This window comes from Formosa sp. F44 (assembly GCF_056238645.1).
On record NZ_JBWDLJ010000001.1, the window covers coordinates 133,872 to 159,913 of the forward strand.

16 protein-coding genes are annotated in these 26,042 nt (G+C 34.4%); 13 read left to right on the plus strand and 3 right to left on the minus strand.

The annotated features are described in order from the left end of the window. Positions 1 to 21 precede the first annotated feature (21 nt). The 3 genes from AC0UBM_RS00540 to AC0UBM_RS00550 all read left to right on the plus strand — a co-directional run bounded on the left by AC0UBM_RS00540 (position 22) and on the right by AC0UBM_RS00550 (position 8,551). Positions 22 to 2,724, plus strand: a complete 2,703-nt coding sequence (locus AC0UBM_RS00540) for a glycoside hydrolase family 2 TIM barrel-domain containing protein (RefSeq protein ID WP_475687223.1) — start codon at positions 22 to 24, stop codon at positions 2,722 to 2,724. Between the two features lie 310 nt (positions 2,725 to 3,034). Further along, positions 3,035 to 7,027 (plus strand): CBM96 family carbohydrate-binding protein, encoded by a 3,993-nt coding sequence (locus AC0UBM_RS00545; RefSeq protein WP_475687224.1) that lies wholly within the window; start codon positions 3,035 to 3,037, stop codon positions 7,025 to 7,027. A 12-nt stretch (positions 7,028 to 7,039) separates the two neighbouring features. Next, positions 7,040 to 8,551 (plus strand): sialate O-acetylesterase, encoded by a 1,512-nt coding sequence (locus AC0UBM_RS00550; protein WP_475687225.1) that lies wholly within the window; start codon positions 7,040 to 7,042, stop codon positions 8,549 to 8,551. Positions 8,552 to 8,907: 356 nt separating this feature from the next. On the opposite strand, the gene AC0UBM_RS00555 is transcribed toward AC0UBM_RS00550, so the two are convergent. Both AC0UBM_RS00555 and kduI read right to left on the minus strand, forming a co-directional pair. Further along, complete coding sequence (locus tag AC0UBM_RS00555) at positions 8,908 to 9,702, minus strand: gluconate 5-dehydrogenase (RefSeq protein WP_475687226.1); 795 nt, start codon at positions 9,700 to 9,702, stop codon at positions 8,908 to 8,910. A 4-nt stretch (positions 9,703 to 9,706) separates the two neighbouring features. After that, positions 9,707 to 10,549, minus strand: a complete 843-nt coding sequence (gene kduI / locus AC0UBM_RS00560) for a 5-dehydro-4-deoxy-D-glucuronate isomerase (RefSeq protein ID WP_475687227.1) — start codon at positions 10,547 to 10,549, stop codon at positions 9,707 to 9,709. Between the two features lie 327 nt (positions 10,550 to 10,876). Between kduI and AC0UBM_RS00565 the strand changes: the two genes are divergently transcribed. Beyond that, positions 10,877 to 12,073, plus strand: coding sequence for a glycoside hydrolase family 88 protein (locus AC0UBM_RS00565; RefSeq protein WP_475687228.1), 1,197 nt, complete (start codon positions 10,877 to 10,879; stop codon positions 12,071 to 12,073). 102 nt (positions 12,074 to 12,175) lie between these two features. On the opposite strand, the gene AC0UBM_RS00570 is transcribed toward AC0UBM_RS00565, so the two are convergent. Next, positions 12,176 to 13,252, minus strand: a complete 1,077-nt coding sequence (locus AC0UBM_RS00570; protein WP_475687229.1) for a substrate-binding domain-containing protein — start codon at positions 13,250 to 13,252, stop codon at positions 12,176 to 12,178. A 144-nt stretch (positions 13,253 to 13,396) separates the two neighbouring features. Here AC0UBM_RS00570 and AC0UBM_RS00575 point away from each other — a divergent pair, with 144 nt between their 5' ends. The 9 genes from AC0UBM_RS00575 (at position 13,397) to AC0UBM_RS00615 (ending at position 25,910) form a co-directional block, all read left to right on the plus strand. Next, complete coding sequence (locus AC0UBM_RS00575; protein ID WP_475687230.1) at positions 13,397 to 14,224, plus strand: SDR family oxidoreductase; 828 nt, start codon at positions 13,397 to 13,399, stop codon at positions 14,222 to 14,224. Positions 14,225 to 14,244: 20 nt separating this feature from the next. After that, complete coding sequence (gene uxuA / locus AC0UBM_RS00580) at positions 14,245 to 15,420, plus strand: mannonate dehydratase (protein ID WP_475687231.1); 1,176 nt, start codon at positions 14,245 to 14,247, stop codon at positions 15,418 to 15,420. A 1-nt stretch (position 15,421) separates the two neighbouring features. After that, a complete protein-coding gene (uxaC, locus tag AC0UBM_RS00585) occupies positions 15,422 to 16,837 on the plus strand; it encodes a glucuronate isomerase (protein ID WP_475687232.1) in 1,416 nt (471 codons plus the stop codon). A gap of 1 nt (position 16,838) precedes the next feature. Then, complete coding sequence (locus AC0UBM_RS00590; protein ID WP_475687233.1) at positions 16,839 to 17,816, plus strand: TRAP transporter substrate-binding protein; 978 nt, start codon at positions 16,839 to 16,841, stop codon at positions 17,814 to 17,816. Position 17,817: 1 nt separating this feature from the next. Then, entirely contained in the window at positions 17,818 to 18,306 is a 489-nt protein-coding gene (locus AC0UBM_RS00595) for a TRAP transporter small permease (protein ID WP_414037596.1), read from the plus strand. Between the two features lie 2 nt (positions 18,307 to 18,308). After that, positions 18,309 to 19,613 (plus strand): TRAP transporter large permease, encoded by a 1,305-nt coding sequence (locus tag AC0UBM_RS00600; RefSeq protein ID WP_459395786.1) that lies wholly within the window; start codon positions 18,309 to 18,311, stop codon positions 19,611 to 19,613. Between the two features lie 735 nt (positions 19,614 to 20,348). After that, a complete protein-coding gene (locus AC0UBM_RS00605; RefSeq protein ID WP_414035064.1) occupies positions 20,349 to 23,357 on the plus strand; it encodes a SusC/RagA family TonB-linked outer membrane protein in 3,009 nt (1,002 codons plus the stop codon). A 12-nt stretch (positions 23,358 to 23,369) separates the two neighbouring features. Then, positions 23,370 to 24,986 (plus strand): RagB/SusD family nutrient uptake outer membrane protein, encoded by a 1,617-nt coding sequence (locus AC0UBM_RS00610; RefSeq protein ID WP_475687234.1) that lies wholly within the window; start codon positions 23,370 to 23,372, stop codon positions 24,984 to 24,986. Between the two features lie 216 nt (positions 24,987 to 25,202). Further along, positions 25,203 to 25,910, plus strand: a complete 708-nt coding sequence (locus AC0UBM_RS00615; protein WP_414035062.1) for a FadR/GntR family transcriptional regulator — start codon at positions 25,203 to 25,205, stop codon at positions 25,908 to 25,910. Positions 25,911 to 26,042: the final 132 nt, after the last annotated feature.

The following is a 26,042-nucleotide window of genomic DNA, read 5'->3' on the forward strand; positions in this document are numbered from 1 at the left end:
TTAACATGTCAATATTAAAAAATGAAAAAGCAAATTTATATTACACTTTTCACACTATTAATTGCATTTAGTGTGTTATCTCAATCAAGGCAAACTTTTACTATTAATAATGGATGGAAGTTCTATAAAGGCGATTTAGAAGCTTCTAAAAATGCAAATTCAGAAATCGTTCCAGAGCTAAATGATGCCAATTGGGAAACTGTTAATATTCCTCATACATGGAATAATATAGATGTTACCGACGATACACCAGGCTATTATAGAGGTGTAGGGTGGTACCAGAAAAATGTCTTTATAGAAGAAGAACAAAACGAGTTCAAAACTTTAATTTATTTTGAAGGTGTTAATCAAGTGGCCGATGTGTATGTTAATAGTCAGTTGGTTGGGCAACACAAGGGTGGTTATACCAGATTTCATTTCGATATTACGTCATTTTTAAAATACGATCAAGAAAATACAATTACAGTAAAAGTAGATAATTCACATAACGTAGCCATTGCTCCTTTATCGGCAGATTTCACATTCTTCGGAGGTATTTATCGCGATGTATTTCTTGTTAAACTTAACACGGTGCATTTTTCAATGGACGATTATAGTTCGTCAGGGGTTTACATCAATACTCCAGAAGTTTCTAAAGACGAAGCAAAAATTGACATAGAGTATATCTTAAATAACGATGCCAATCAGAATAAAACCGTTCATGTTGTAAGTAGAATAGTAAACAAGAAAGGTGAAACTATTTTAACCGCGAATAACAAAGTTAAGCTTAGTAAAAAGGAAAAAAACAAAGCATTTAAAGAATCGTTTTCTATTAAAAACCCTGAGTTATGGTCGCCAGATTCTCCATATTTATATAGCGTTATTTCTCAAATTAAAGATGTTAAAACCGGAAGTATTATAGACGAATCTATAGAACCTTTAGGACTTCGCTGGTATAAATTCGATCCGGATAAAGGATTCTTTCTTAATGGAGAGTATCTAAAATTAATAGGGACTAATAGACATCAAGATTATTTAAAAAAGGGAAATGCATTATCCGACGAGATGCATGTTAGCGATGTGCGTTTGTTAAAAGAAATGGGTGGTAATTTTTTACGTATTTCTCATTATCCACAAGATCCAACCGTTTTAGAAATGTGTGATCGTTTAGGTATTTTAACCTCTATAGAAATTCCTATTGTTAATGCCATAACTGAGTCCGAAGCGTTTACCAATAACTGTCTTTATATGGCGGAGGAAATGGTGAAGCAAAATTATAATCATCCGTCACTTGTTATTTGGGCGTATATGAATGAGGTGCTCTTAAGATTACCTTTTAATCAGAAAACTGAAAAAGAACGCTACGAGGTTTATGCAAAAAATGTCACAGAACTTGCGTCTAAAATAGAAACTAAAATAAGAGCATTAGATTCTAATCGATACACTATGATTGTAAATCATGGTGCTATAGACCGATATAAAGATTCAGGGATAACAAGTGTACCCATGTTACTTGGTTGGAATTTATACCAAGGCTGGTACGGCGGAAGTTTAGCTAGTTTTGATTCAACTCTGGACGAATTACATCAATTATTTCCAAAACAAGGATTGCTTATCACAGAATATGGAGCAGATGTGCACCCGCGATTACATTCTTTTAAACCAGAACGCTTCGATTATACTGTTGAATATGGAAATATGTTCCATGAACATTATTTAGAAGCTCTAAAATCGCGTTCATTTATTGCTGGAGCAACCATATGGAATTTAAACGATTTTTATTCGGAGTCTAGAGGTTACGCTTTGCCAAGAACAAATTTAAAGGGTATAACCACTTTAGATCGTGAGAAAAAAGATACTTGGTGGTTGTATAAAACGTTTCTTACTAAAGATCCAATAATCAAATTTGGTCAGAATAAATGGAAAATACGTGGTGGTGTAGCCGATGCAGGAACACAAACCAATACACAGCCTATAACCGTCTATAGTAATGGAGACCAAGTTAAATTACTTCATAACGATATGGTTTACGACGCTAAAGTAGAGAATAATATTGCAAGATTTTCTGTGCCCTTTACCAACGGAAAAAATATCTTTTTAGCCACTACAGTTATTAATTCTAAAACGTACACTGATATGTTGGAGGTTGATTTTAGATTAACACCAAACCAATTTTCAGATTTTAAATCGGAGATTTATAATTTAAATGTGCTTTTAGGGTCTAACCGTATTTACGAAGATAAAGTGAAGAACCAAGTGTGGATTCCGGAGCAAGCGTATAAAAAAGGAAGCTGGGGTTACATTGGTGGAGTTCCATTTAGACCAAAAACTAAATATGGTAGTTTACCAAGTTCAGATTTAGATATAATTGATTCTGAAAACGATCCTATTTATCAAACCCAGCGTGTAGATATTACATCATTTAAATTAGATGTACCTGACGGAAAATACATAGTGTCTTTAGGCTGGGCAGAACTGATATCGGATAAAGAACATGAAAAATTAGTGTATAATCTAGGAAACGACAAAGTTTCAGAAAATGTATCCGACCGTGTGTTTAATGTACTAATTAATGGTGATTATGTCGAAAAACACCTGAATCTTACAGCGGAGTATGGGGCAGAACGTGCCGTTTCAAAAAAATACGAAATCATGGTTTCCAAAGGAACAGGGATTAGTATAGACTTTGAAAAAATTAAAGGTAGTCCTGTGTTAAACACCATTCAATTACGAAAAGTTTTATAGTATAATAAAGCTATAAAGAATCAATCACTGCTTTTAAGGACGTAGTAAGTCATAGTACTGACAGTTCGTTATTGAGAAATTCTTATGTACAAAAGCTATCGTTTTTTGACTCCAAACAGAGCATTAGGATAGGGAAATCATGAGCTCTAGGTACTGAGTTGCAGTTAGAATAATTTTTTAAATATTAGATGACGTGTGTGTTAGGTCATAATCAGATAAAAAAATAGTAAACACAATAGAATTGGGTCCAATTTAAAGCCTGTTCTATTGTGTTTTCAAAAGCGTACAAATAAACTAATTAAAACCAAAAATGATGAAATTTTACACCTTTCTATTGTTCTTAGTAACAATGGGCACTGGACTATTTGCCCAAAATATTCAAACTTTGAGTCCGACGGACGATACCTACGCCGATGGCGGAAAGTCTTCGGAAATATTAAATAATACGGAACCCGAACAAATGTGGATTAAAACAGGATCTACAAGTGCTTTTACGCGATCTGGATTCATAAAATTCGATATTTCTAATCTTAGTTTAGCCGATGTTGGAACTGCAAAATTAAGATTGTTTTGTTATAATACACAGAGCACAGATATGGAGATTAGCGTGTTCAATGCCGATGAAAACTGGAGCGAAAACACGTTGACTTGGGATAATAAGCCCGTTGCAGAATTAATAGCTATTCGAAGTCAAAAAGTAACTTTAGATGCATATGTCGAATGGCAAATTACTAAAGTTGTTCAAGATGCTATCGCAAACGGAAAAACAAGCGTGTCTTTAAGCTTATCCGATGCCAATGGAGATAATAAATTAGCACGTTTTTATACAAAGGAATCTTCAAATGCCAACAAACCACAATTATATATTAGTAGTGAAATAGAAAATTATCAGGCTTTAGTGGCTATCGATGATGCGATGGTAATTGGAGGTACAAATGCTGATACTAATTATGGAGCAGATACAGATATTCAAGTAAAAGGAGGTTCTTCTAATAATAGTTATGTGAAGAAAGGACTTTTAAAATTTGATTTAAATCAAATAGATCCTAATGAAATTAGTTCTGTAGGTACGGCAAGATTAAAATTATATGTTGTGGGTACAAATAATGATACTCCGGACATAAATGTATCTGTATTAGCCGTAGAAAATAGTTGGGACGAAACCACTGTTACTTGGAATACATACCCAACAATTACAAACACTAGTCCTTTAAGAACAACTAAAATTTTACCGAGTGACTTAGATAAATATTACGAATGGGATATCTCTTCTCATGTAATTTCCAAATTAGAAGAACAAGGAAATGATGGGATTTTATCTTTAAGTGTTTTAGATCTTGATGGCGCGAATAATGGTATTACTTTTAATTCTAAAGATCATATCGAATTTCATCCTGTATTAGAATTACTAGAAGAACCAACCAATATTTCAGATGAAAATACGCCTATTAGCGGCGTGTTTTATGTAGACCATATTGACGGTAACGATACTAATAATGGAAATAGTACGGATACAGCATGGAAAAGTTTAGAAAAAATAAATGAATTAACTTTTGGGGCTGGAACACGAATTTTATTTAAAAAAGGACAATCTTGGACGGGAACTTTAAAGTTAAATGGCTCTGGAGAATCGGGGAATCCAATTATCGTAGCCAGTTATGGAGAAGGAAGTAAGCCTATAATTAATGGTGCAGGAGGCTCGGAAACTATTCATTTAAATGGTAATGCATATGTTGAGTTGAGAAATCTAGAAATAACTAATTATAATCCTTCCGAAGAAGGCGGAATTTCTATGGAGTCATGGGAAGCTAAAAATATTACAGACTGGTACGATCACCCCTTACCAGGATACGATGAAACACCTAATACTAACAAGGTAGGCGTTAGAATTAATGCGCAGGATCAGGGAGAAGTTAATCATATTCATTTGGTTAATTTAGATATTCATGGAATCAATGGGAATAACGACGATAAGAACAATGGTGGAATTTATATGGAAATAACCGGAACATTAGTGCCAACGTATTACAATGATTTTTTAGTTGAAGGATGTCATATTTACGACGTAGATAGAACTGGAATGTCTAACGTTAGTACATGGGACGACAGAACTTTTACAGATTCAGGGAACTGGACACCAACGTTAAATTTTGTGGTGAGAAATAACGTTTTTGAAAGATCTGGTGCCAATGCATTGATTTTAAGAAATGCAAAAGATCCTTTAATCGAGTATAACTTATTTTATCAATCTGCAATAAAAGGTTCAGGAAATGCGGCCTTTAATTTTAATACAGATGGAGCCGTGTTTCAGTATAATGAAGCCAGTTTTACTAAAGGAAATATAGAAGATGAAGATGCAGGAGGATTAGATAGTGATTTCAGAACTAAAAACACAATTCTACAATATAACTACGTGCATGACAATGCTTATGGTATGTTAGCTACGGGAGGCGGATTTGAAAGTTCCTTTAACGATAATACTATTTTTAGATATAATGTTATTGAACGTGATGGTTTAGTAGCGCGCGAAAACGGAGAGAAATTTGTGTTTAAGTTATCAGGAGAAATTACGAACACTACGTTTCATAATAATGTTATTTATTTATCGGCAGAACAAGAAGGCGTTGATTTAATGTTTCATAAACAATGGAGACGAAAACCAGCGAATACAAATTATTACAATAACATTTATTACTTAGAGGGTGATAATCATAGTTATAACGTAAGTGCAAGTTCAGGAAATACGTTCTCCAATAATTTATTTTATAAAGTAGGTTCAGGGATCACAGTGCCCAATGGAGATAATACTTTATCTGTAGATCCTTTATTTGTTGCTGTTAACGCAGGACCAGAAGGATATAAGTTAAAATCAAATTCGCCTGCAATTGGTTCTGGAATGGAAATACCAGGAAATGTTTCTGCAGATTATTTTGGAAATGCAATACCTGCTTCGGGAGCTATCGATAGGGGGGTACAGCAATTTAGCAATGCAAGTAGTGCGAATACGCCTGGCGGATTTTCTAAAGATCAATTTGATGTTTACTTACTAATTGGCCAGTCAAATATGGCAGGTCGTGGCGAAATAGAAGCTCTAGACGAAGTGCCTTTAGAGAATGCTTACCTATTTGATGGTACTGCGTGGGAAAATGCAAAAGCACCATTAAATAAATATTCAACAGTTAGAAAAGATCTTGAATATCAGAAGTTGAATCCAGGATATACATTTGCTAGAAAATTAGCAGCTTATACTAATAGAGGTATTGGACTGGTTGTTAACGCAAGAGGCGGTACAAAAATTGAATTATGGGAAAAGGGCTATAGTGGAGCAGACGATTTAGATTTATATGAAGAGGCTGTAGCACGTTTATTAGAAGCTAAAAAAGATGGTTTGTTTAAAGGAATTATTTGGCACCAAGGCGAATCTAATCAGAATTCTAGTAGTACTTATATGCAGAAATTGAAACAATTGGTTGCTGACTTAAGAGCAGATTTGGGAGAGAATGCATTTTTTGTAGCAGGAGAAATTAATCAATGGAGAGCCGCTTCAGTGCCTCTTAATACTGTAATTAGCAATATTTCTAACGATATTAACCAGGCAAGTTTTGTTAAATCAGACGATTTAGCTCCAATAAACGGAGATTTAGAAGATCCGCATTTCGATACGTTTAGTCAGCGTATTTTAGGTGGATTGTATGCCGATGAAATATTAGAAAACGTTTATAAGATTAGCTCTGGTGTGGCTTCGGTATATTCTCAATGTGATTTTGAAGGTTATAAAGTTAATTTAAATACAGGAATTTATACTTTACAAGATTTGGAACAACGAGGTATTTATGACAATGCAATACGTTCATTACAATTGGAAGAAGGTTACGAAGCTTTACTATATACAGAACAGGAAGATGGACAATCGGAATTAATTAGTAATTCTGCCATGTGCTTGTTAGACACAGCAGTTTCAGATAATGTTTCTTTTGTGGTTATTGGAGAAACAGGAACAACAGGTAATATGCTTTCTATTGACGATATTTCGGAAAAAACAGGAGAGGTAATTATAAGTCCCAATCCAGCAAAAAGTAGTATGAAATTAACTTTTCCTGCGCGTTTAACGGTATCTAGCTCAACGTCCGTTCAAATTATAGATTTACAAGGAAGAGTTATTAATTTAAATATAACAGACAGTATAAAAACTGCAAATTCCATGGAGTTTGATTTACAAGCTTTAAATTTAAATGCAGGACTGTATGTAGTAAGGTGTGTTGTAAACGGTCAAATTTTTAATAAAAAATTAATTATTAGATAAACTATTGGTAATATGAAGTCTATAGCAATCTTTTGTTTTAGTTTTTTGTTTCTTGTGACCTCAGTAGTTAGTGCGCAATTACAATTACCTGCAATATTTTCAGACCATATGGTTTTGCAACAGCAAAGTCAAGTGCCGATTTGGGGATGGGCAGAGCCAGGAGAAACCGTTACCATATCTAACTCTTGGGCTAAAGAAAAAGTCAGCGTAAAAACAGGTCAAGATAGTATTTGGAAAGCAGAAATTTTAACGGATAAGGCTGGAGGGCCTTATACGTTAAAAATAAAATCATCTCGTGAAACAATCCATATAAAGGATATTTTATTAGGCGAAGTCTGGGTGTGTTCTGGACAATCTAATATGGTGTTTAGTTTAGGGTCTAGCTTATATGGGCGAGAGGCAGTAAATAAGGCTAATTATTCTAATATAAGATATTTGGATGTAAATCGTCAGGTTAGTGATACTCCATTGTTAGATATTCCAGGTTCCGAATGGACAGCAGTAAGTCCTGAGAAGGCAAAAAAATATACAGCGATAGGAATCTATTTTGCATCCAAATTACAAAAGGAGATGAATGTGCCTGTAGGTATTATTGAAGTCGCTTGGGGAGGTACTGCGGCAGATAATTGGACGCCACATAACGTGCTTAAAAATGATCCTAAATTAGATGTTGCCTTAGAGCGTTACAAGGAATGGGAAGCTAATTTTACTGTAGATTCCATTGGTTATTATGCGCAGTTGGATGCTAAGGAGCGGGGGATTATTTCAAACAAACCAGAAATGCCTAAATCTATATTTATAAAAGCTAGACCTCACAGGGCACCGAGTGGATTATACAATGGTCTTATACATCCATTAACAAAGTTTGCGGTTAAAGGTGTGCTTTGGTATCAGGGGGAAACCAATAGAAAATGGCATGACGAGTATGCGTATTTATTTAGTTCTATGATTAGTAGTTGGAGAACAGCTTGGGATAAGGATTTACCCTTTTATTTTGTTCAGATAGCGCCTTTTAAAGGTAGCATCGAAGACGTTTCTAACATTATGGAAGCTCAGTTAAAAGTGTATAAAGAGGTAGATAATACAGGAATGGTGGTAACTATGGATGTTGGTAATATGGACGATATTCACCCAACCAACAAAAAACCTGTCGGTGAGCGTTTAGCCAATTGGGCTTTAGCCAAAAGCTATAACTTCAATAATATAATAGTTTCAGGGCCTTTATTTAAGGATACCCGTATTGAAGGAGATTCCTTATATGTGAATTTCGATTTCGCTGAATCTGGATTATACACAAAAGGCGCTCCTAAAGGATTTGAAATTGTTGAGTTTAAATCTAATGGGAATCATAAAGATCCTTATACGATTACACCCGTAATTGAAAAAAACAGCTTGGTTTTTAATATTAAAGATCTTCAAAAACCATTCATTTTACGCTACGGTTGGGCAGAGCAGATGGAATACGCAAATTTGTTTAATAAAGCAGATTTACCAGCCTCTGCATTTAGAGTACTGATTAAATAATATCACTAATTTTAAATGTTATGTAAAATTAGATAGCTTATGAATAATAAAAACCTTGGGAATCTTTAGATTTACGAGGTTTTATTGTTTTAGGTAATTTATTTAAATTGGTAATAGAATTAAAGGTTATATAAATATATTGATATTAGTTATACTTTAACCAGCTTTTTAAATGTCATATATTCCAAAAAAAACAAATACTTTCCAGAAATAAAGAAGCTCAAAATTCCACTGAATTTTGAGCTTCTTTTTATATTGTAAACCTGAACTACATATTACTTTAAGTCATTTTCTTAGGTTACTATTGCAACTCGAAAATCGAGTAAAAACTTAAAGAAATAAGGTTGCATATTCTGTTAATTTTCGTTCGCAGGTTTCCCGATGGTTGCTAAAATTCCACCATCGACATATAATACGTGTCCGTTAACAAAATCGCTAGCCTTCGAACTTAAAAATATAGCTGCTCCAGCTAAATCGTCCGGGTCTCCCCATTTAGCTGCTGGTGTTCTATTTATTATAAAATCGTTAAACGGATGCCCGTCTACACGAATGGGTTCTGTTTGAGAAGTAGCAAAATATCCTGGCCCAATCCCATTCACCTGAATGTTATATTTCGCCCATTCTGTAGCCATATTCTGTGTTAACATTTTTAGTCCGCCTTTCGCAGCGGCATACGCGCCTACATTGTTTCGGCCTAATTCACTCATCATCGAGCAAATGTTAATCACTTTTCCTTGGTTACGTATTACCATGTTTTTAACGACATGCTTAGACACGATAAACGGACTCACTAAATCAATATCGATAACCTCTTTAAAATCGGCTACTTCCATGTCTAATAAAGGCGTACGTTTAATAATACCGGCATTGTTAATTAAAATATCAATCGGACCAACTTCAGTTTCAATTTTAGAAACGGCTTCAATAACATCGGCTTCAACAGTGACATTAAATTTATAACCAAAAGCGTTTATACCTTCACTTTTATAAATTTTAAGCGCGGCGTCAATCTTTTCTTGCGATGAATTTCCGTTAACAATAATTGTCGCTCCGGCTAAACCTAAACCTCTGGCCATAGCCATACCTAAACCGTGGGTGCTTCCTGTAACTAAGGCAACTTTGCCCTTTACATTAAATAATTCTACGCTCATATTTTTATCTTAATTCTGTTATTTTAGCAACATCCATATCGTTATAATCTAAATTCTCTCCGGCCATACCCCAAATAAATGTGTAATTTGATGTCCCAGAGCCTGAGTGAATAGACCATGGTGGAGAAATAACAGCTTGATCGTTTTGCATCCAAATATGACGTGTTTCTTGTGGTTGTCCCATAAAGTGACAAACCGCTTGATCTTGAGGAATATCTAAATAATAATATACTTCCATTCTACGATCGTGAACGTGCGCCGGCATCGTGTTCCAAACGCTTCCTGTTTTAAGTTCTGTCATTCCCATTTGTAACTGACAAGAAGTAACAATACCACCAATAATCATTTGATTTACGGTACGGTGATTTGCAGTTTCTAGAGACCCTAATTCAATTTTATTAGCGTCTGCTTTACTTACTTTTTTGGTTGGATAATTGGTGTGTGCAGGAGCAGAGTTTAAATAAAATTTTGCAGGATTGTTAGCATCTTCACTTGCAAAAACCACATCTTTAATGCCCATTCCTACGTACAATGCATCTTTTAAGCCCATGTTATACACAGTGCCATCTACGGTTACAGTTCCGTTTCCACCAACGTTAATTATTCCTAATTCTCTTCGCTCTAAAAAGGTAGACGCTTTTAAAGGATCAATAGTCTCTAAAGTCAATGGTCCTGACGCAGGAACAGCAGAACCTGCGATATAACGATCGTAATGCGTATAGGTTAAATTAATTTTATCGGCTTGCATTAAGTTGTCAATCAGGAATTCATCTCTTAATTCTTGAGTGTCATATTTTTTTACCGTATGCGGACTAGATGCATAACGACTTTCGTAAATTGTACTCATTGTATTTATTTTTTGATTCTATTTTTTAAGATATAAACTTAATATAAAATATTGAGTCTATTAAATGTTAGCGCTTTATAATTCAATATTTGAAGGATTGCTACTGTGAATTTATGTCGTAAATAACAAAAAGCCTAAACACCATAAAGTAGGAGTTCTTAAAATTTTTCCTTAAATTCAAAACTGACTTATTTTCTTTTAACACCATTCCAATGCTGTGGTAAAAAGTTATGAAAGAAAAGTCAATTGCAGCTTTATAGTACACTTATTAAAAAAAAATATAAGAAGTTTTTAACGCTATATTGGAAATATGAAATTCAATAGTTTATGAATAGAATGTATTATTTATTTTTAGTATTAGCACTTGCTTTCCTTAACACGGGATGCAAGTCTGATGCTAAAATCAGTGAAGAACAAGTCGCGGAGAGTTTTAATCCGGCTTTAGAACATAGATTTCAAAAATTGGTAGATTATCCTGTAGGAGCCAATAATTTTCCTAGAAGTATGTCGCTTAATCCAGAAGAGGTCCATACGGTGCCATCTAAAGATTGGACGAGCGGATTTTTTCCAGGGAATTTGTGGTTAATCCATGAGCTTACAGGAGATAGTATCTATAAAGCGAAAGCTCAGGCTTGGACCGTTTTAATGGAAGATCAAAAAGAGAATGACAAAACTCACGATATGGGTTTTAAAGTATATTGCAGTTTTGGAGAAGGTTTAAAACAAGATCCAGATAATCAATATTACAAAGATGTTATTGTAGAAAGTGCTAAGACACTTATTACACGCTATAATGATTCTGTAAAATCTATTCGTTCTTGGGATTTCAATAAAGATGTTTGGGATTTTCCAGTGATTATCGACAACATGATGAATTTAGAATTGTTATTTGAAGCCACAAAAATTTCGGGTGATAGTATATATCATAATATTGCAGTGCAACATGCAAATACAACTTTAAAACATCAGTTTAGACCAGACCACAGCGTGTTTCATGTGATTAATTACGATACCATTTCTGGAGTTGTAAAAACAAAAGAAACGCACCAAGGATTCGATAGAAACTCCACATGGGCACGTGGCCAAGGTTGGGCTATTTATGGCTATACTATGTGCTATAGATATACTAAAGACCCGAAGTATTTGACGCAAGTAGAAGCTACAACACAATTTTATATGGAACATGAAAATCTTCCTAAAGATGGGGTGCCATATTGGGATTTTAACGATCCAGCGATTCCGGATGCACCACGAGATGCTTCGGCGGCGGCTATAGTAACATCGGCATTGTTTGAATTATATACGTACACAAATAACAAAACTTATCTTGATTTTGCAACACGGGTTTTAAATACATTAAATTCTGAAGCCTACCTTTTAAAAGATACAGTTAACGGACCATTTATTCTAGATCATAGTACAGGAAATTGGCCTAAAAATGATGAAATAGATGAGCCTATAGTATATGGAGATTATTATTTTTTAGAAGCTTTAACAAGAAAACGAAATCTAGATTTAAAATAAATTCTAATTCGTAATTTTAGTAGGATATAAGAAAATAGTCAAATGACTTATGGTGAAAAACCATGTGTGATTTGATTATTTTTTTTGAAATATATTTAAATATTAGTCTTCAGAAATCGCATTTTCAAACATTAATTGATTCATGTCGTTATACACTACATTTTCTTTAATTAGAATGTCTATTGGTAGGTACACCTTGTCATTTGGTACTTTCGATTTTAGTAGATAATCAGACATTAATCGGATAGATTCGTAGCCTTGTTCAAAAGGCTTCTGAGAGATTAAAAAGGAAATATCGTCATGTTTAAGACGCTCTACGTTTTGAGGCGTATTGTCGAAACCTATAATTTTAAATCCGTTATTTCCATTTAAACAATCTACTATCACGGCGGTTCTACTAGAAGGTATAAAAATTCCACTTATCGAATCGTTTGACGCTAAACAGTCCTTAATGTTTTGCTCTGTTTTAGAGGTGTTATTTAAATCTTCGATCTTTAAGGTTATCGATTCAATTTCGGTTTGATTGTCTTTAAAAAAGGAGTTGAAACCTTGTATGCGCTTAGAGATTGCTGTATTGTCGCCAGCATGTTCTCGAGATTGGATAATTAATATTTTAGAATCTTTTTCCATTCCTAAAAGCATCAATTTACCTGCTATATAGCCCGAAGTATAAGAATCCTGACCAATATATGTTAGGTTGTTAAAGCCTTCTATATCTATGTTTAGAAACATATAAGGAATAGAAATGGCTTCTAATTGTGTCGTGATTTTTTTGGTTTCATTTAAAAACATCGGTGCAAAAATAACAGCAGCAGGTTCGGTTTCTAAAAGCGTTTCAAAAGATTTAAGGTAGGAGGCAGGATCGTATTGGTTAAACTTAAAATAATTAACATGTATTCCAATATTCTTAACTTCGTCACTCGCTTTTAAAATCCCTAAGTAAGGCGATTTCCAAAATAAATCTGTGTCTTCATATTCCGGAATTAATACGGCAACATTATACTTGTTTTTCATCGCTAAAGCACTAGCAACAGGGTTTATACTGTAATTTCTACGTTCTAAAATCTTACGTATTTTGGCCTCCGTTTTAGATGAAACACCACCTCGGTTGTGTAAAACGCGGTCTACCGTGCCTTCAGAAACATTAGCTTCTTTTGCAATATCCTTTATTCTTATCATGCCTTGTTGTTGGTGATCATTAATTATAAAGTACAAATTAAAGCATTTTATTATAAATAAATGGTGTTTTTCGTGGGCGCACACTAAAATTTATTATATTTGCGTGTGCGAACACGAAATTATAATAATTAAAAGAATCCATATATGAGTAAAGTAGTCGTTTTAACAGGAGCCGGAGGTGTTTTATGCAGTACACTAGCAAAAGCATTGGCAGAACAAGGGCATAAAATTGTTGTATTAGATTTAAAATTAGAAGCAGCAGAGCAGGTTGCTAAAGAGATTGAAGCAGCAGGCGGAACCGCGATGGGTGTTATGGCCAATGTTTTAGAAAAAGCATCTTTAGAAGATGCTAAATCTAAAATTAATGTCGCTTACGGTATGGTCGATATTTTAGTAAATGGTGCAGGAGGAAACCATCCCCTTGGAACAACTTCTAATCCGTTTTTAGAAGAAGAAGATTTAAAAAATACAACCGAAGGGTTTAAAACGTTTTTCGATTTAGATAGTAAGGGTATTGAGTTTGTTTTCAACTTAAACTTTATAGGAACATTATTACCAACTCAAGTCTTTGCAAAAGATATGATTGGTAAAAAAGGCTGTAGTGTTTTAAACATTTCTTCAATGAATGCCTTTACACCTTTAACAAAAATACCTGCGTATAGTGGTGCTAAGGCGGCCGTTTCAAATTTCACGCAATGGCTTTCGGTTCATTTTTCTAAAGTCGGAATCCGTGTAAATGCGCTAGCGCCAGGATTTTTCTTAACCGATCAAAACAGAACCTTATTAACAAATACCGACGGAAGTTTAACACAACGCGGACAACAAATTATAGACCAAACGCCAATGGGACGTTATGGTGTGCCAGAAGATTTAATTAGTACAACGCTGTATTTGTGCGACGAAGCATCGTCGTTTGTAACGGGTGTTGTTATTCCAATCGATGGTGGATTTAGTGCATATAGTGGGGTTTAATAAAAATAATATTTTATAGTATGGAACAAACATGGAGATGGTACGGACCAAAAGATCCGGTAACCTTATCAGATATAAAACAAGCAGGTGCAACAGGAGTTGTATCGGCTTTACATCACATTCCTAACGGTACCGTTTGGAATACAGAAGATATTTTAGAGCGTAAGAACACTATTGAAGAGGCTGGATTAACATGGAGCGTGGTAGAAAGTATTCCCGTTCATGAGACCATAAAAACACGTTCTGGAGATTTTCAGAACTATATAAACAATTATAAGCAGAGTATCGAAAACTTAGCAGCTTGTGGCATTCACATTGTATGCTATAACTTTATGCCTGTATTAGATTGGACGCGTACAGATTTAAGTTACGAGGTTGCCGATGGTTCTCGTGCCTTGCGTTTCGATGCCGTTGCTTTTGCAGCTTTCGAATTGTTTTTACTGAAACGTCCAGGAGCAGAATCGACGTATACCGAAGCAGAAAAAGACACGGCAAAACGTTATTTCGATACCATGACAGAAGCCGACAAAACACAGTTGGTAAGTAATATTATTGCGGGGTTACCAGGAGCAGAAGAAGGCTATACATTAGAGCAGTTTCAAACTGTTTTAGATACGTATTCAGATATTGATGCTACAGCGTTAAAGTCGAATTTAGTCGCCTTTTTAAAAGAAATTATTCCTGTCGCTTCGCAAAACGACGTGTTGATGTGTATCCACCCAGACGATCCACCATTTCCAATTTTAGGACTTCCACGTGTGGTAAGTACAGAAGCAGATTATGCCTATTTATTTGAGCAAGTACCTAATAGGTCTAACGGAATTACGTTTTGTACAGGATCATTAGGTGTCATTGCATCTAACAATTTGGTTCAGATTTTTAAGCGCTTTGCAGATCGTGCACACTTTATTCATTTAAGAAGTACCGAGCGTGATGCTGCTGGAAATTTCCATGAAGCCAATCATTTAGAAGGTGATGTGCCTATGTACGATGTGGTAAAAGCCATTGTCTTAGAAGAACGTAAGCGTAAAGCTGAAGGTAAAACAGATTGGAATATTCCGATGCGCCCAGATCACGGTCACCAGATGTTAGACGATTTAAAAAAGAAAACAAATCCAGGGTATTCAGGCATTGGACGTTTAAGAGGTCTTGCTGAATTACGCGGTTTGGAATTCGGAATCTCTAAAAGCATATAAAATGAAGCCAATTGATTCTGAAGGATTTATTACAGATCATTTTTTATTGAACTCTAAGGCGGCTGAGGTTTTATATCACAAGTACGCTAAAGATATGCCGATTATTGATTACCATAATCACTTATCGGCAAAGCAAATTGCAGAAGACCAACCTATAGGAAATCTTACCGATGCTTGGTTGCAAGGCGACCACTACAAATGGCGTGGTATGCGAGCAAATGGTATAGATGAGCGTTTTATTACAGGATCAGCTTCAAAAGCCGATAAATTTAAAAAATGGGCAGAAACGGTGCCTTATACGTTAAGAAATCCGTTGTTTCATTGGACGCATCTAGAGTTAAAACGCTATTTCAATATCGATTTGGTGTTGCAACCTAGTACCGCTGAAACTGTGTATGAGCAAGCAAATAAAATTTTAGAAGATAAAACACCGGCACAACTTTTAGAACAAATGAATGTAGAGGTAGTCTGTACAACAGACGATCCTACAGACGATTTAACATATCATAAACAAATTGCTAAATCAGATTTCTTTACTAAAGTATATCCGACCTTTAGAGCTGATGAGCTATTTTTTATTGCAGAAGATAAATTTTCTGGATATTTAAAAAAATTAGAAACAGCTTCTAAAACCGCAATTACTAAGTTTTCAGAATTTATTACTGCAATAGACACTAGGTTGACATATTTTAATGAAAACGGTTGCAGATTATCAGATTTTGGTGTTGGTGAAGCGTTAACTATTGAAGCATGTACTTTAGAAGAAGCATCAAGTATTTTTCAAAAACGATTACAATCGGAAGCACTTTCTAAGTTAGAAATTAATAAATACAGATCGTTTTTATTCATTTATTTAGCGAAACAATATCATAAGTTAGATTGGGCACAACAATATCATTTAGGACCAATTCGAAACAATAATACGCGTTTGGTAGAGCAAGTAGGCTTAGATGCGGGTTGCGATTCTATAGGCGATTTCCCGATGGCAGAATTTATGTCGAAATTGTTTAATACTTTAAATTCAACCGATCAATTAGCTAAAACGATAACCTATAATTTAAATCCGTCGCAAAACGAAGTGTTTGCTACTATGATGGGAAATTTCCAAACAGGTGGTACTCCAGGTAAAATGCAATGGGGTTCTGGTTGGTGGTTTTTAGATCAAAAAGATGGGATGGAAAAACAGTTAAATACCCTTTCTAACATGGGACTCTTAAGTCGTTTTGTTGGGATGTTAACCGATAGTAGAAGTTTCTTGTCGTTTCCAAGACACGAATATTTCAGACGTATTTTATGCGATGTATTAGCAGACGATTTAAATAAAGGATTGGTGCCAAACGATATTGAATTTTTAGGTGCTATGGTGCAAGATATTTGTTACCATAATGCTGTAAACTATTTTAATTTCAAAAAATAATATGAAACTAAAATTATTAATATGTATGCTAGGCGTTATTTGTTTACAATCGTGTAGGCAAGAAAGTGAGGTAAAAACCTTCTTTATATCGCATAATGCGCAGCAATCTCATCCCGTGCACCAAGGCATCGTTAAGCTTCAGGAAGTATTAGAAGAAAAATCTAAAGGGAAGTTGGTTGTTAAAATTTTTCCAGATGCCCAATTGGGATCAGAACGAGAAGTTTTAGAATTACTTCAAATAGGGAGTGTTGCCATTGCTAAAGTAAGTGCAGCGACCTTATCTAATTTTGTACCCGAATATAATGTTTTGGCTGTGCCGTTTATCTTTAGAGATAAGGCTCATAAGTTTAATGTGTTGGAAGGAGCTGTTGGAAAAGAAATCCTTGAAAAAGGAAGTGATTTTTGGCTAAGAGGCTTGTGTTATTACGATGCTGGAAGTAGAAATTTTTATACCAAAACAAAAGCTATTCGAACGCCAGAGGATTTAAAAGGATTGAAAATACGTGTTATGAACGATCAAATGTCTATTAACATGGTTAATGCCTTAGGCGGTTCGGCAACACCAATGGCGTATGGCGAATTGTATACCGCCATTCAGCAAGGTGTTGTAGATGGTGCCGAAAATAACGCACCTTCGTTTGTATCGTCTAATCATTACGAAGTAAGTAAATACTACACGTTAGACGAGCATTCGTCCATTCCAGATGTATTGGTTATAAGCACCAAATGGTGGGATACTTTAACAGAAGAAGAGCAACAATGGTTGCAAGAAGCTGCAGATGCTTCAGCCGAGGCGCAAAAAGAATATTGGAGACTGTCGGTTTTAGAATCTATGAAAATAGCGAAAGAATCTGGTGTGGAAATTATCGTCCCAGAGAAATCTTTATTTGCAGAAAAAACAGAATCTGTTTTGGAAACTTTCGAAGCAGATTATCCTGATTTATCGCCACTTGTTAACCGTATAAAAGCCGTAAAATAATATGAAAATAGATACCTTTTTTACAAAGTTAGAAAATGCAATGGCAAAGATTCTTGTCGTTATTTTCGGGTTATTGGTTTTAGATGTGTTATGGCAAGTGTTTTCGCGTTACATTTTAAAAATGTCTTTTTCTTTTACAGAAGAGTTTGCAAGGTTTTCTTTAATATGGTTATCCATTCTAGGTGCGGCTTATTTAAATGCACGACGCGAACATTTATCTATGGATTTTTTATATAGAAAATGGTCGGCTAAAAATCAAAAAAAAGCATCCATAGTCATAGAGGTTTTAGTGTTCTTATTTGCTACCATTGTAATGGTTATTGGCGGTTTTAATTTAGTGTATATCACCCTTCATTTAAATCAATTATCAGGAACATTAAGAATTCCGTTAGGATATATCTATATGATTTTACCCATAAGTGGCTTAATTATTATGATGTTCTCGGTTTACCACATTTCAGGATTATTAACCAACAAAATTCGCGATTAATTATGAGTATAGAAGTTATTAGTATTCTCGTTTTATTTATAAGTTTTTTCGCCTTATTACTGTTAAAAGTACCTGTAGCGTATAGTATTGGTATTTCGACAACTTTAAGTCTACTTTTAAATATAGATAGATTACCAGGTATTACAACTATTGCCCAACGTATGATTACGGGGATTGATAGTTTTGCTTTATTGGCCATTCCGTTTTTTGTACTCGCTGGAGAAATAATGAAACGGGGAGGTATAGCCAATAGATTAATAAATTTTGCAAAATCCATAGTAGCAAGTCTCCCAGGAGGTTTGGCTTATGTAAATGTTTTAGCATCGATGTTATTTGGTGCAATTTCAGGATCGGCAATTGCGGCAACTTCTGCAATTGGAAGTATCATGACCGATCGTATGGAGGAAGAAGGTTATCCGAGATCGTTTAGTGCATCTGTAAATATTACGTCTTCAACTACGGGATTATTAATTCCGCCAAGTAATATTTTAATTGTGTATGCTTTGGCAAGTGGAGGTTCTGCCTCTGTTGCCGCCTTATTTATAGCCGGATATGTGCCAGGTATTTTATTAGGTTTAGCCTTAATGGGATATATAGCGTACGTAGCTATTAAGAAAGATTTTTTAAAAGGTGAGCGTGCTCCCTTAAGAGATATTTGGAACTATTTTAAAAAGGCCTTTTTTAGTTTACTCTTATTAGTTGTGGTAGTGGGAGGTATTGTCATGGGAATTTTTACAGCTACAGAAGCTTCGGTTATTGCCGTATTATACGCTGCTGTATTAGCTTTAGCTTATAAAGATATCAGCGTTAAGGATTTTCCAGATGTATTACTTACAAGTGCTAAAACCACAGCTGTTGTTATGTTCTTAATTTGTACGTCTATGGCCATGTCTTGGTTGTTTTCTTTCGAGAGTATTCCAGCCTTAATGAGTGATTTTTTACTGAATCAATTTAGTAATCCGTTTGTGATTTTCTTTATAATCAATATTATTTTATTGATTGTGGGAACGTTTATGGACATTACGCCAGCCGTATTAATATTTACACCAATTTTTTTACCTGTGGTAATGGAATTGGGTATGGATCCTGTGCATTTTGGAATTGTAATGGTTCTTAATTTATGTATTGGTTTATGTACACCACCAGTAGGAACGATATTGTTTGTAGGTAGTGGAGTCGCCAATATATCGGTGTCTGAAGTCATAAAGCCTCTAATTCCATTTTTAGTTATCATGATAATTGTATTGATGATGGTATGTTATATCCCAGAAATTTCAATGTTTTTACCACGATTATTTGATTTATAGATACACGATAAGCGCAAAAGTGCTATCCCCTAATTAATATAGACTTCTTTCGTTTGTGTAGTGATTTCAGGTTTCCTTTTTCATATCTTTTTATTGGACAATAAAGGAACTAAAAACATTCAGTTAATTAATAACCCCTAATAGATTTAACTATAAATCTGTTAGGGGATTTTTATTTTGAAGTGTACCCAATTGGAGATTAAACTGCACGTTCCTGATAATTATTGGAGCGTTTTTATCCGTTTTTATATCAAATTTAAATTGCAGTGAATTCTACATTATTGTTAATTATCTTAAAAAAAACGAGTCATGTACGTGATATTTAGGTTTATAAAGGTCGAAATTTGACTTTTTTTGTAAAAAATATCTGTTTTATTTTTCTTGAAAAAAGAGACTCTTTTTAGACTTAAAATGAGGAGTAAATTTACCCGAAAATGTGGCAAAATTATTGGCTCTAAATCTTCTCGAAAACGTTTGATTTATTAGGGTTCTCGGTATTTATTGAGGTTTTAGAGGTGCTGTGAGTTTTTAGTATTGTGTATTATGGTAATTATTACGCTGTTTAATTATCGATTCAATTATTTTTTTTAATAATTTTTATTATTTCGACAATTTTTCGTGCATTTAACATTTTAATAACATATATTAGCACTGTCAAACTGGTAAACCAGTGTAAATAGCCAGTTTGGTAAACCAAAATTTAATAATTTATTTATTAACCAAAACAAATTACAAATGAAATTAAGAACTAAACTAATTTTAATGTTGGGATTGATTTTCAATCTATCATTATTTGCACAGGACGGATATCAGTTATCCGGTACTGTAACTGATTCTGGAAACATGCCCGTCCCAGGCGTTAACGTTGTCGTAGAGGGTACTACTACAGGAGCCGCTACCGACTTTGATGGGAATTTTGAATTATCTGTAAAATCCGGTGATATTTTACAATTTTCTTATTTAGGTTATGTTACACAATCTGTTAAAATTACTAATCAAACAAATCTTAACGTAGTATTGCAAGAAGATGCAAGTGAACTTGACGAAGTTGTTGTTGTTGGGTATGGTACTCGTAAAAAGAGTGATATCACAGGGTCTGTATCTTCAGTTAAAACAGACGAATTAACAGCATATCCAACGTCTAATGCAGAACAAGCACTTCAAGGACGTGCAGCAGGTGTTGTTGTACAGTCTAATAACGGAGGTGAGCCAGGAGCTCCTATTGCTATTAAAGTTAGGGGTAATTCTTCTATCGGTGCTAGTAGTGATCCTCTTATAGTAGTAGATGGTTTTGTTGGGGCTTCTATGCCGCAAGCAGACGATATCGCTTCTATGGAAGTTTTAAAGGATGCATCTGCAACAGCTATCTACGGATCTAGAGGTTCTGGAGGGGTTATTTTGGTAACTACTAAAAAAGGTAAATCTGGTAGATTAAATGTAGAAGTTAATACAACATATTCTATTCAGAACACATCTAATAGATTAGATTTATTAGATGCAGATCAATTTGCTCAATACCAACAATCTTTCAACCCTGGATATGTTCAAGGTACTGAAAACACAGATTGGCAAGATGAAATTTACACAACTGGTAATATCTCTAACAGTCAGGCTTCATTTTCTGGTGGTAGTGAAAAAATCAACTTTTACTCTTCTGTAAACTACTTTACTCAAGATGGTATTATTGTTAACTCTGGATTCGAAAAATTCACATTCTTATCTAACGTAGATGCAAAAATTACTGATAAGTTAACTTTAGGAATGAACCTTTTTGGAAACAGAAGTACTAAAGATGGTATCTCTACACAATCTTCAGGAGAAGATGCTATTGCTAGTGTAAATGGAGGTGGAGACGACGTTGTGTCGCTTGCCATGAGATTTACGCCAGATAGAGGGATATACGATGCTAACGGTAACTTTACACAAAACTCTGTAGGAGATGGTATTGAAAACCCATGGGCAGTTGCTAATAAAATTGTAAACGAAACGAAGTCTGATGCTTTTAGATCTAACTTATATGCAAGTTACGATATCTTAGAAAATTTAAATTTTAAATCTACTTTTGGTTTTAGTACAACAAACGAAAATGTAGGGTACTTTAAACCTCAAACGTTCCAATTATCTACTGGAGGAGCAAGTATTGCAACTTTAAAAAGAACAAATATTTTAAGTGAAAACTACTTATCTTATAATCTTGAAATTGGAAAAGGACAATTATCTGCATTAGCAGGTTATTCTTACCAAAAAGTAACTAACGAAAGATTCTCTGCAAGTACGCAAGATTTATTATCAGACGATTTCCTTTGGTATAATTTAGGTGCAGGTACGATTCAAAATAGAAAAATCACATCTTCATGGTCCGAGTCTGAAATTCAATCACAATTTGGTAGATTAAACTACGACTGGGACGATAAGTATTTAGTTACAGCTACAGTAAGACGTGACGGAGCTTCAAACTTTGCCGAAAATAATAAATATGCAATATTCCCTTCTGGAGCTTTAGGTTGGAAAATCTCTAACGAAAACTTCTTAAAAGATAGTAACTCAATTTCTAGTCTTAAATTAAGAGCGAGTTATGGTTTAACTGGTAACCAAGCAATTTCTCCTTATCAGTCATTATCTTTATTAGCAATTACTGAAGGAACAGAAGTAGATGCGGCACCTTCATTTTCAGTGTCTCAAGAAGCTAACCCAGATTTAGTATGGGAAACATCTTACCAAACAAACATTGGTTTAGATTTAGGTATGTATAACAATAGAATTAATTTCTCTTTCGACTACTATAATATAGATACTAAAGATCTATTATTAGAAGTATCGACTATTCCTTCTTACACAGGAGCAACTAACTTAAGAGTATTCCAAAATGTTGGGGAAATTAACAACAGAGGTTTTGAAGTTGTGTTAAGTACAAGAAACATAGTTACAGACGACTTTACTTGGAGCACAGATTTTAACTGGTCTACTAACAAGACAGAAGTGATAAGCTTATTTAACGGTGCAGATATTATTGATGGAGCAGCTCCTGGATACTTTTCAGGTAAAGACACGTACATCTTAAGAGAAGGTGAGCCTGTTGGAATGTTCTGGGGACATGAATACACTGGAGTTTATCAAGGAGGAGATGTGCCAGAAGGTTCTGCTTTAAAAGGTTCTTACCAGGCAGCAGGAGATCCATTATTCCAAGATATTAATGGAGATGGTATTATCGATACTAATGATGAGCAAATTATTGGAGATCCTAATCCAGATTGGAACTTCGGATTTACAAACACATTTAGATATAAAAACATAGATCTAAATATCTTCTTCCAAGGGTCTTACGGAGGAGAAATCTTAAACCTTACAAATGTTCAATTATATAATGGAGATTCTAATGCACTTACAGATGTGTTAAATGCATGGACACCAGAAAATACTTCATCTAACTTACCTTCTAACAAAACAAGAGATAGAGAAATTTCTTCTCGTTTCGTTGAAGACGGAAGTTATGTAAGATTAAAAAACTTATCTATCGGGTATACTTTCCCACAAGATATAGTTGAAAAAATCGGGATGGATAACTTAAGATTAGCTGTTAGTGGGCAAAACTTATTAACTTTTACTAAGTACTCTGGTTTAGATCCAGAAGCAAGTTACTTTGGAGGTAGTACAACTGCTACAACTAATGCAGTTCAAGGTCATGACTTTGGTAACTATCCAACAATTAGATCTTTTAGTTTAAGTCTTAATTTAAAATTTTAAAAAAAAACAAATATGAAAACATATAAGTTTATAGTAGTCTTATTAGGGCTATCAATATTAGGATGTTCCGATTTAGAGGAGAATCCAATTACAGAATTGCAACCTGATGAATTTTTAGCTAATCCAACGTTATCTCAGGTAGAAGGATTTGTTTCTGGAGCTTACACACATATGCATCATAGAAACTTTTTATCAAGAGAAATGGCTCAGGCACTTGAATTTAGAAGTGATATGACCGCTATTGGTAGAACAGGAAATGCGGAAAGAACAGATATGGATAACTTTACTGTATCTTCTAACAACGCTTTAATTATGGGTAACAATGGTTTCTGGCCAAAAGTGTACCAAATTATTCGTTCTGCAAATGATGGAATTAGATATGGTGCTGGTCTTTCAGAAGTAGATGATAATACGAAAAACGAAGTTATTGCTAGAGCACGTTTTGCTAGAGGATTTGCTTACTACCACTTAGTAAGATTATTTGGAGACATTCCTTATATCGACGAGAATACAGCCACAATAGACGCTGTAACTGCTCCTAGAACTCCTGCAGCCGATGTTTATGAAAGCATCATTGCAGATTTCGAATACGCTAAAGAATGGTTACCAAATACACAACCTACAAGAGCTTTACCTGCTAAATCTGCAGCGGGTGCGTATTTAGCATCAGTGCATTTAACATTAGAGAATTGGCAATTAGCTTACGACGAAGCTAAAGATGTTATCAATAATGAAGGAACTTATAACTTAGGGTTAGAACCAGATTTCCAAGATTTATACGATGCTGTTAAAATAGACAATTCTTTAGAGCCAATATTTGTATTAGATTTTACAGGTATTACAAATGGTGACCAAGGTAGAAATTACCAAGAACCAATGACGGGTAGTAGATCAGATTCGCAATACTTACCAGAAATTTCTGAAGCAGGTTGGTCTGTTCAGGTTCCTGCACTTAAAGTATATACAACTTGGGATGAGAATGATTACAGAAGAGCAGTTTCTTTTGATGATACTATGGTTCTTAATGCAAACCCTGATGGAACAGGAGGAACTCGTATTCCGTATACAAACTACGTAGAATCAGGTGCATCTTTAAGTGTTAACCGTCCGCATATTGCAAAATATACACGTATGGCAAGTAAAGCACCAGTATCTGAAACAAATGGTAGAGGGGCACAATCAAACTACTGTTTAATGCGTTATGCCGAAGTTATTTTAATCGCTGCAGAAGCGGCCAACGAACTTGGACAAACTACTGAAGCAGAAGATTTATTAAACAGAGTAAGAGAAAGAGCAAGAAGAGGTGGAGTGACAAATGGTTTTGTTGCTAGTGCATCTCCTGCAGATGTTTCTGGAACGTCTAAAGAGGAATTTAGATTTATCGTTTTAGAAGAACGTAGATTAGAACTTGCTTTCGAATTCAAGAGATGGTACGATATTACAAGAAGAGAAATGTGGAATGCACCTTACGATGTATTCGGACCTAACGGTTTAGAGTCTGAAGTTTCTACAGAATCTGGAGTTGGACCTGGACCTAAGTCTTTCGACGCTAGTCGTGATGCTTTATTACCAATCCCTTTTGATGAGATTATAATAAATCCAAACTTAGTTCAAAATCCTGGATACTAATTATATCAACGATATTAGACATAGAATTTAAACATTAGATATAATTTAAATTAGTTTTATTAAATACTGGTCTAAGGTTTTAGGCCAGTATTTTTTTTAGAATTAAACCTTGTAAAATTGTAGTTCTAACGGTTTATTTTACTTCTATTTATTTTTTTATCAAACGAACTAATCTAAAAACCATGATTAAATATTTAATTAGTCAGACTCATTATAATGAAATATGAAACAGCCAAAATAAAAGATAACACAGAAATTCAAAATATTATTATATCCCAAATTAAAGATTTTATCAACTTAAAAAATCTAGAATTAGGAGATAAATTACCTTCACAACGTGTATTATCAGAGAAATTTAATGTTAGTAGACGGCATGTTGGTGAGGCTATAGAAAAATTAGAATTCTACGGAGTTCTAAAATCAGTACCACAATCTGGAACATTTGTAGAAAATATTGGTATAACGGCCTTAAATGGTATTATTGAAGATATTATTGCATTAGATAAACAAGATTTTAAATCTCTAGTAGAAACGCGCTTAATGTTGGAAACTAAAACAGCATGTTTAGCTACCATTCGAAGAACCGAAGAAGATTTAGAGAATATAGAAACAGCGCTTAATAATTATAAAGTTAAAGTTTTAAATCGCGAAGATGCTTTAGAAGAAGATTTACTATTTCATTTAGCTATTGCAAAAGCTAGCGGTAATAGTACAATTAATGCTTTAATGCTTCAAATAACACCTAAAATTATTTCTGTTTTAGAAGATACGCGCGTTTGTGGTGCAGACGAGCGTCTTAAAGAATTGCAGAATCACGAAGCAATTTATCACGCCATTAAAATTCAAGACACCGAACTCGCGGTAAAAGTCATGAAAGTGCATTTTGAAATGCTGATTGCATTCTGTGATAATTTTGAAAAATAATAACAAAGGGAAACTTAATTTTATAAGGTTTCCCTTTTTTTATGTTGCACTCTTCTAAACCCTCAATAAATCCCTTATTTTATGATGCCTTTAGCATATTCTATAGTCTCTTTTTGTGATTTATTTCCTAAA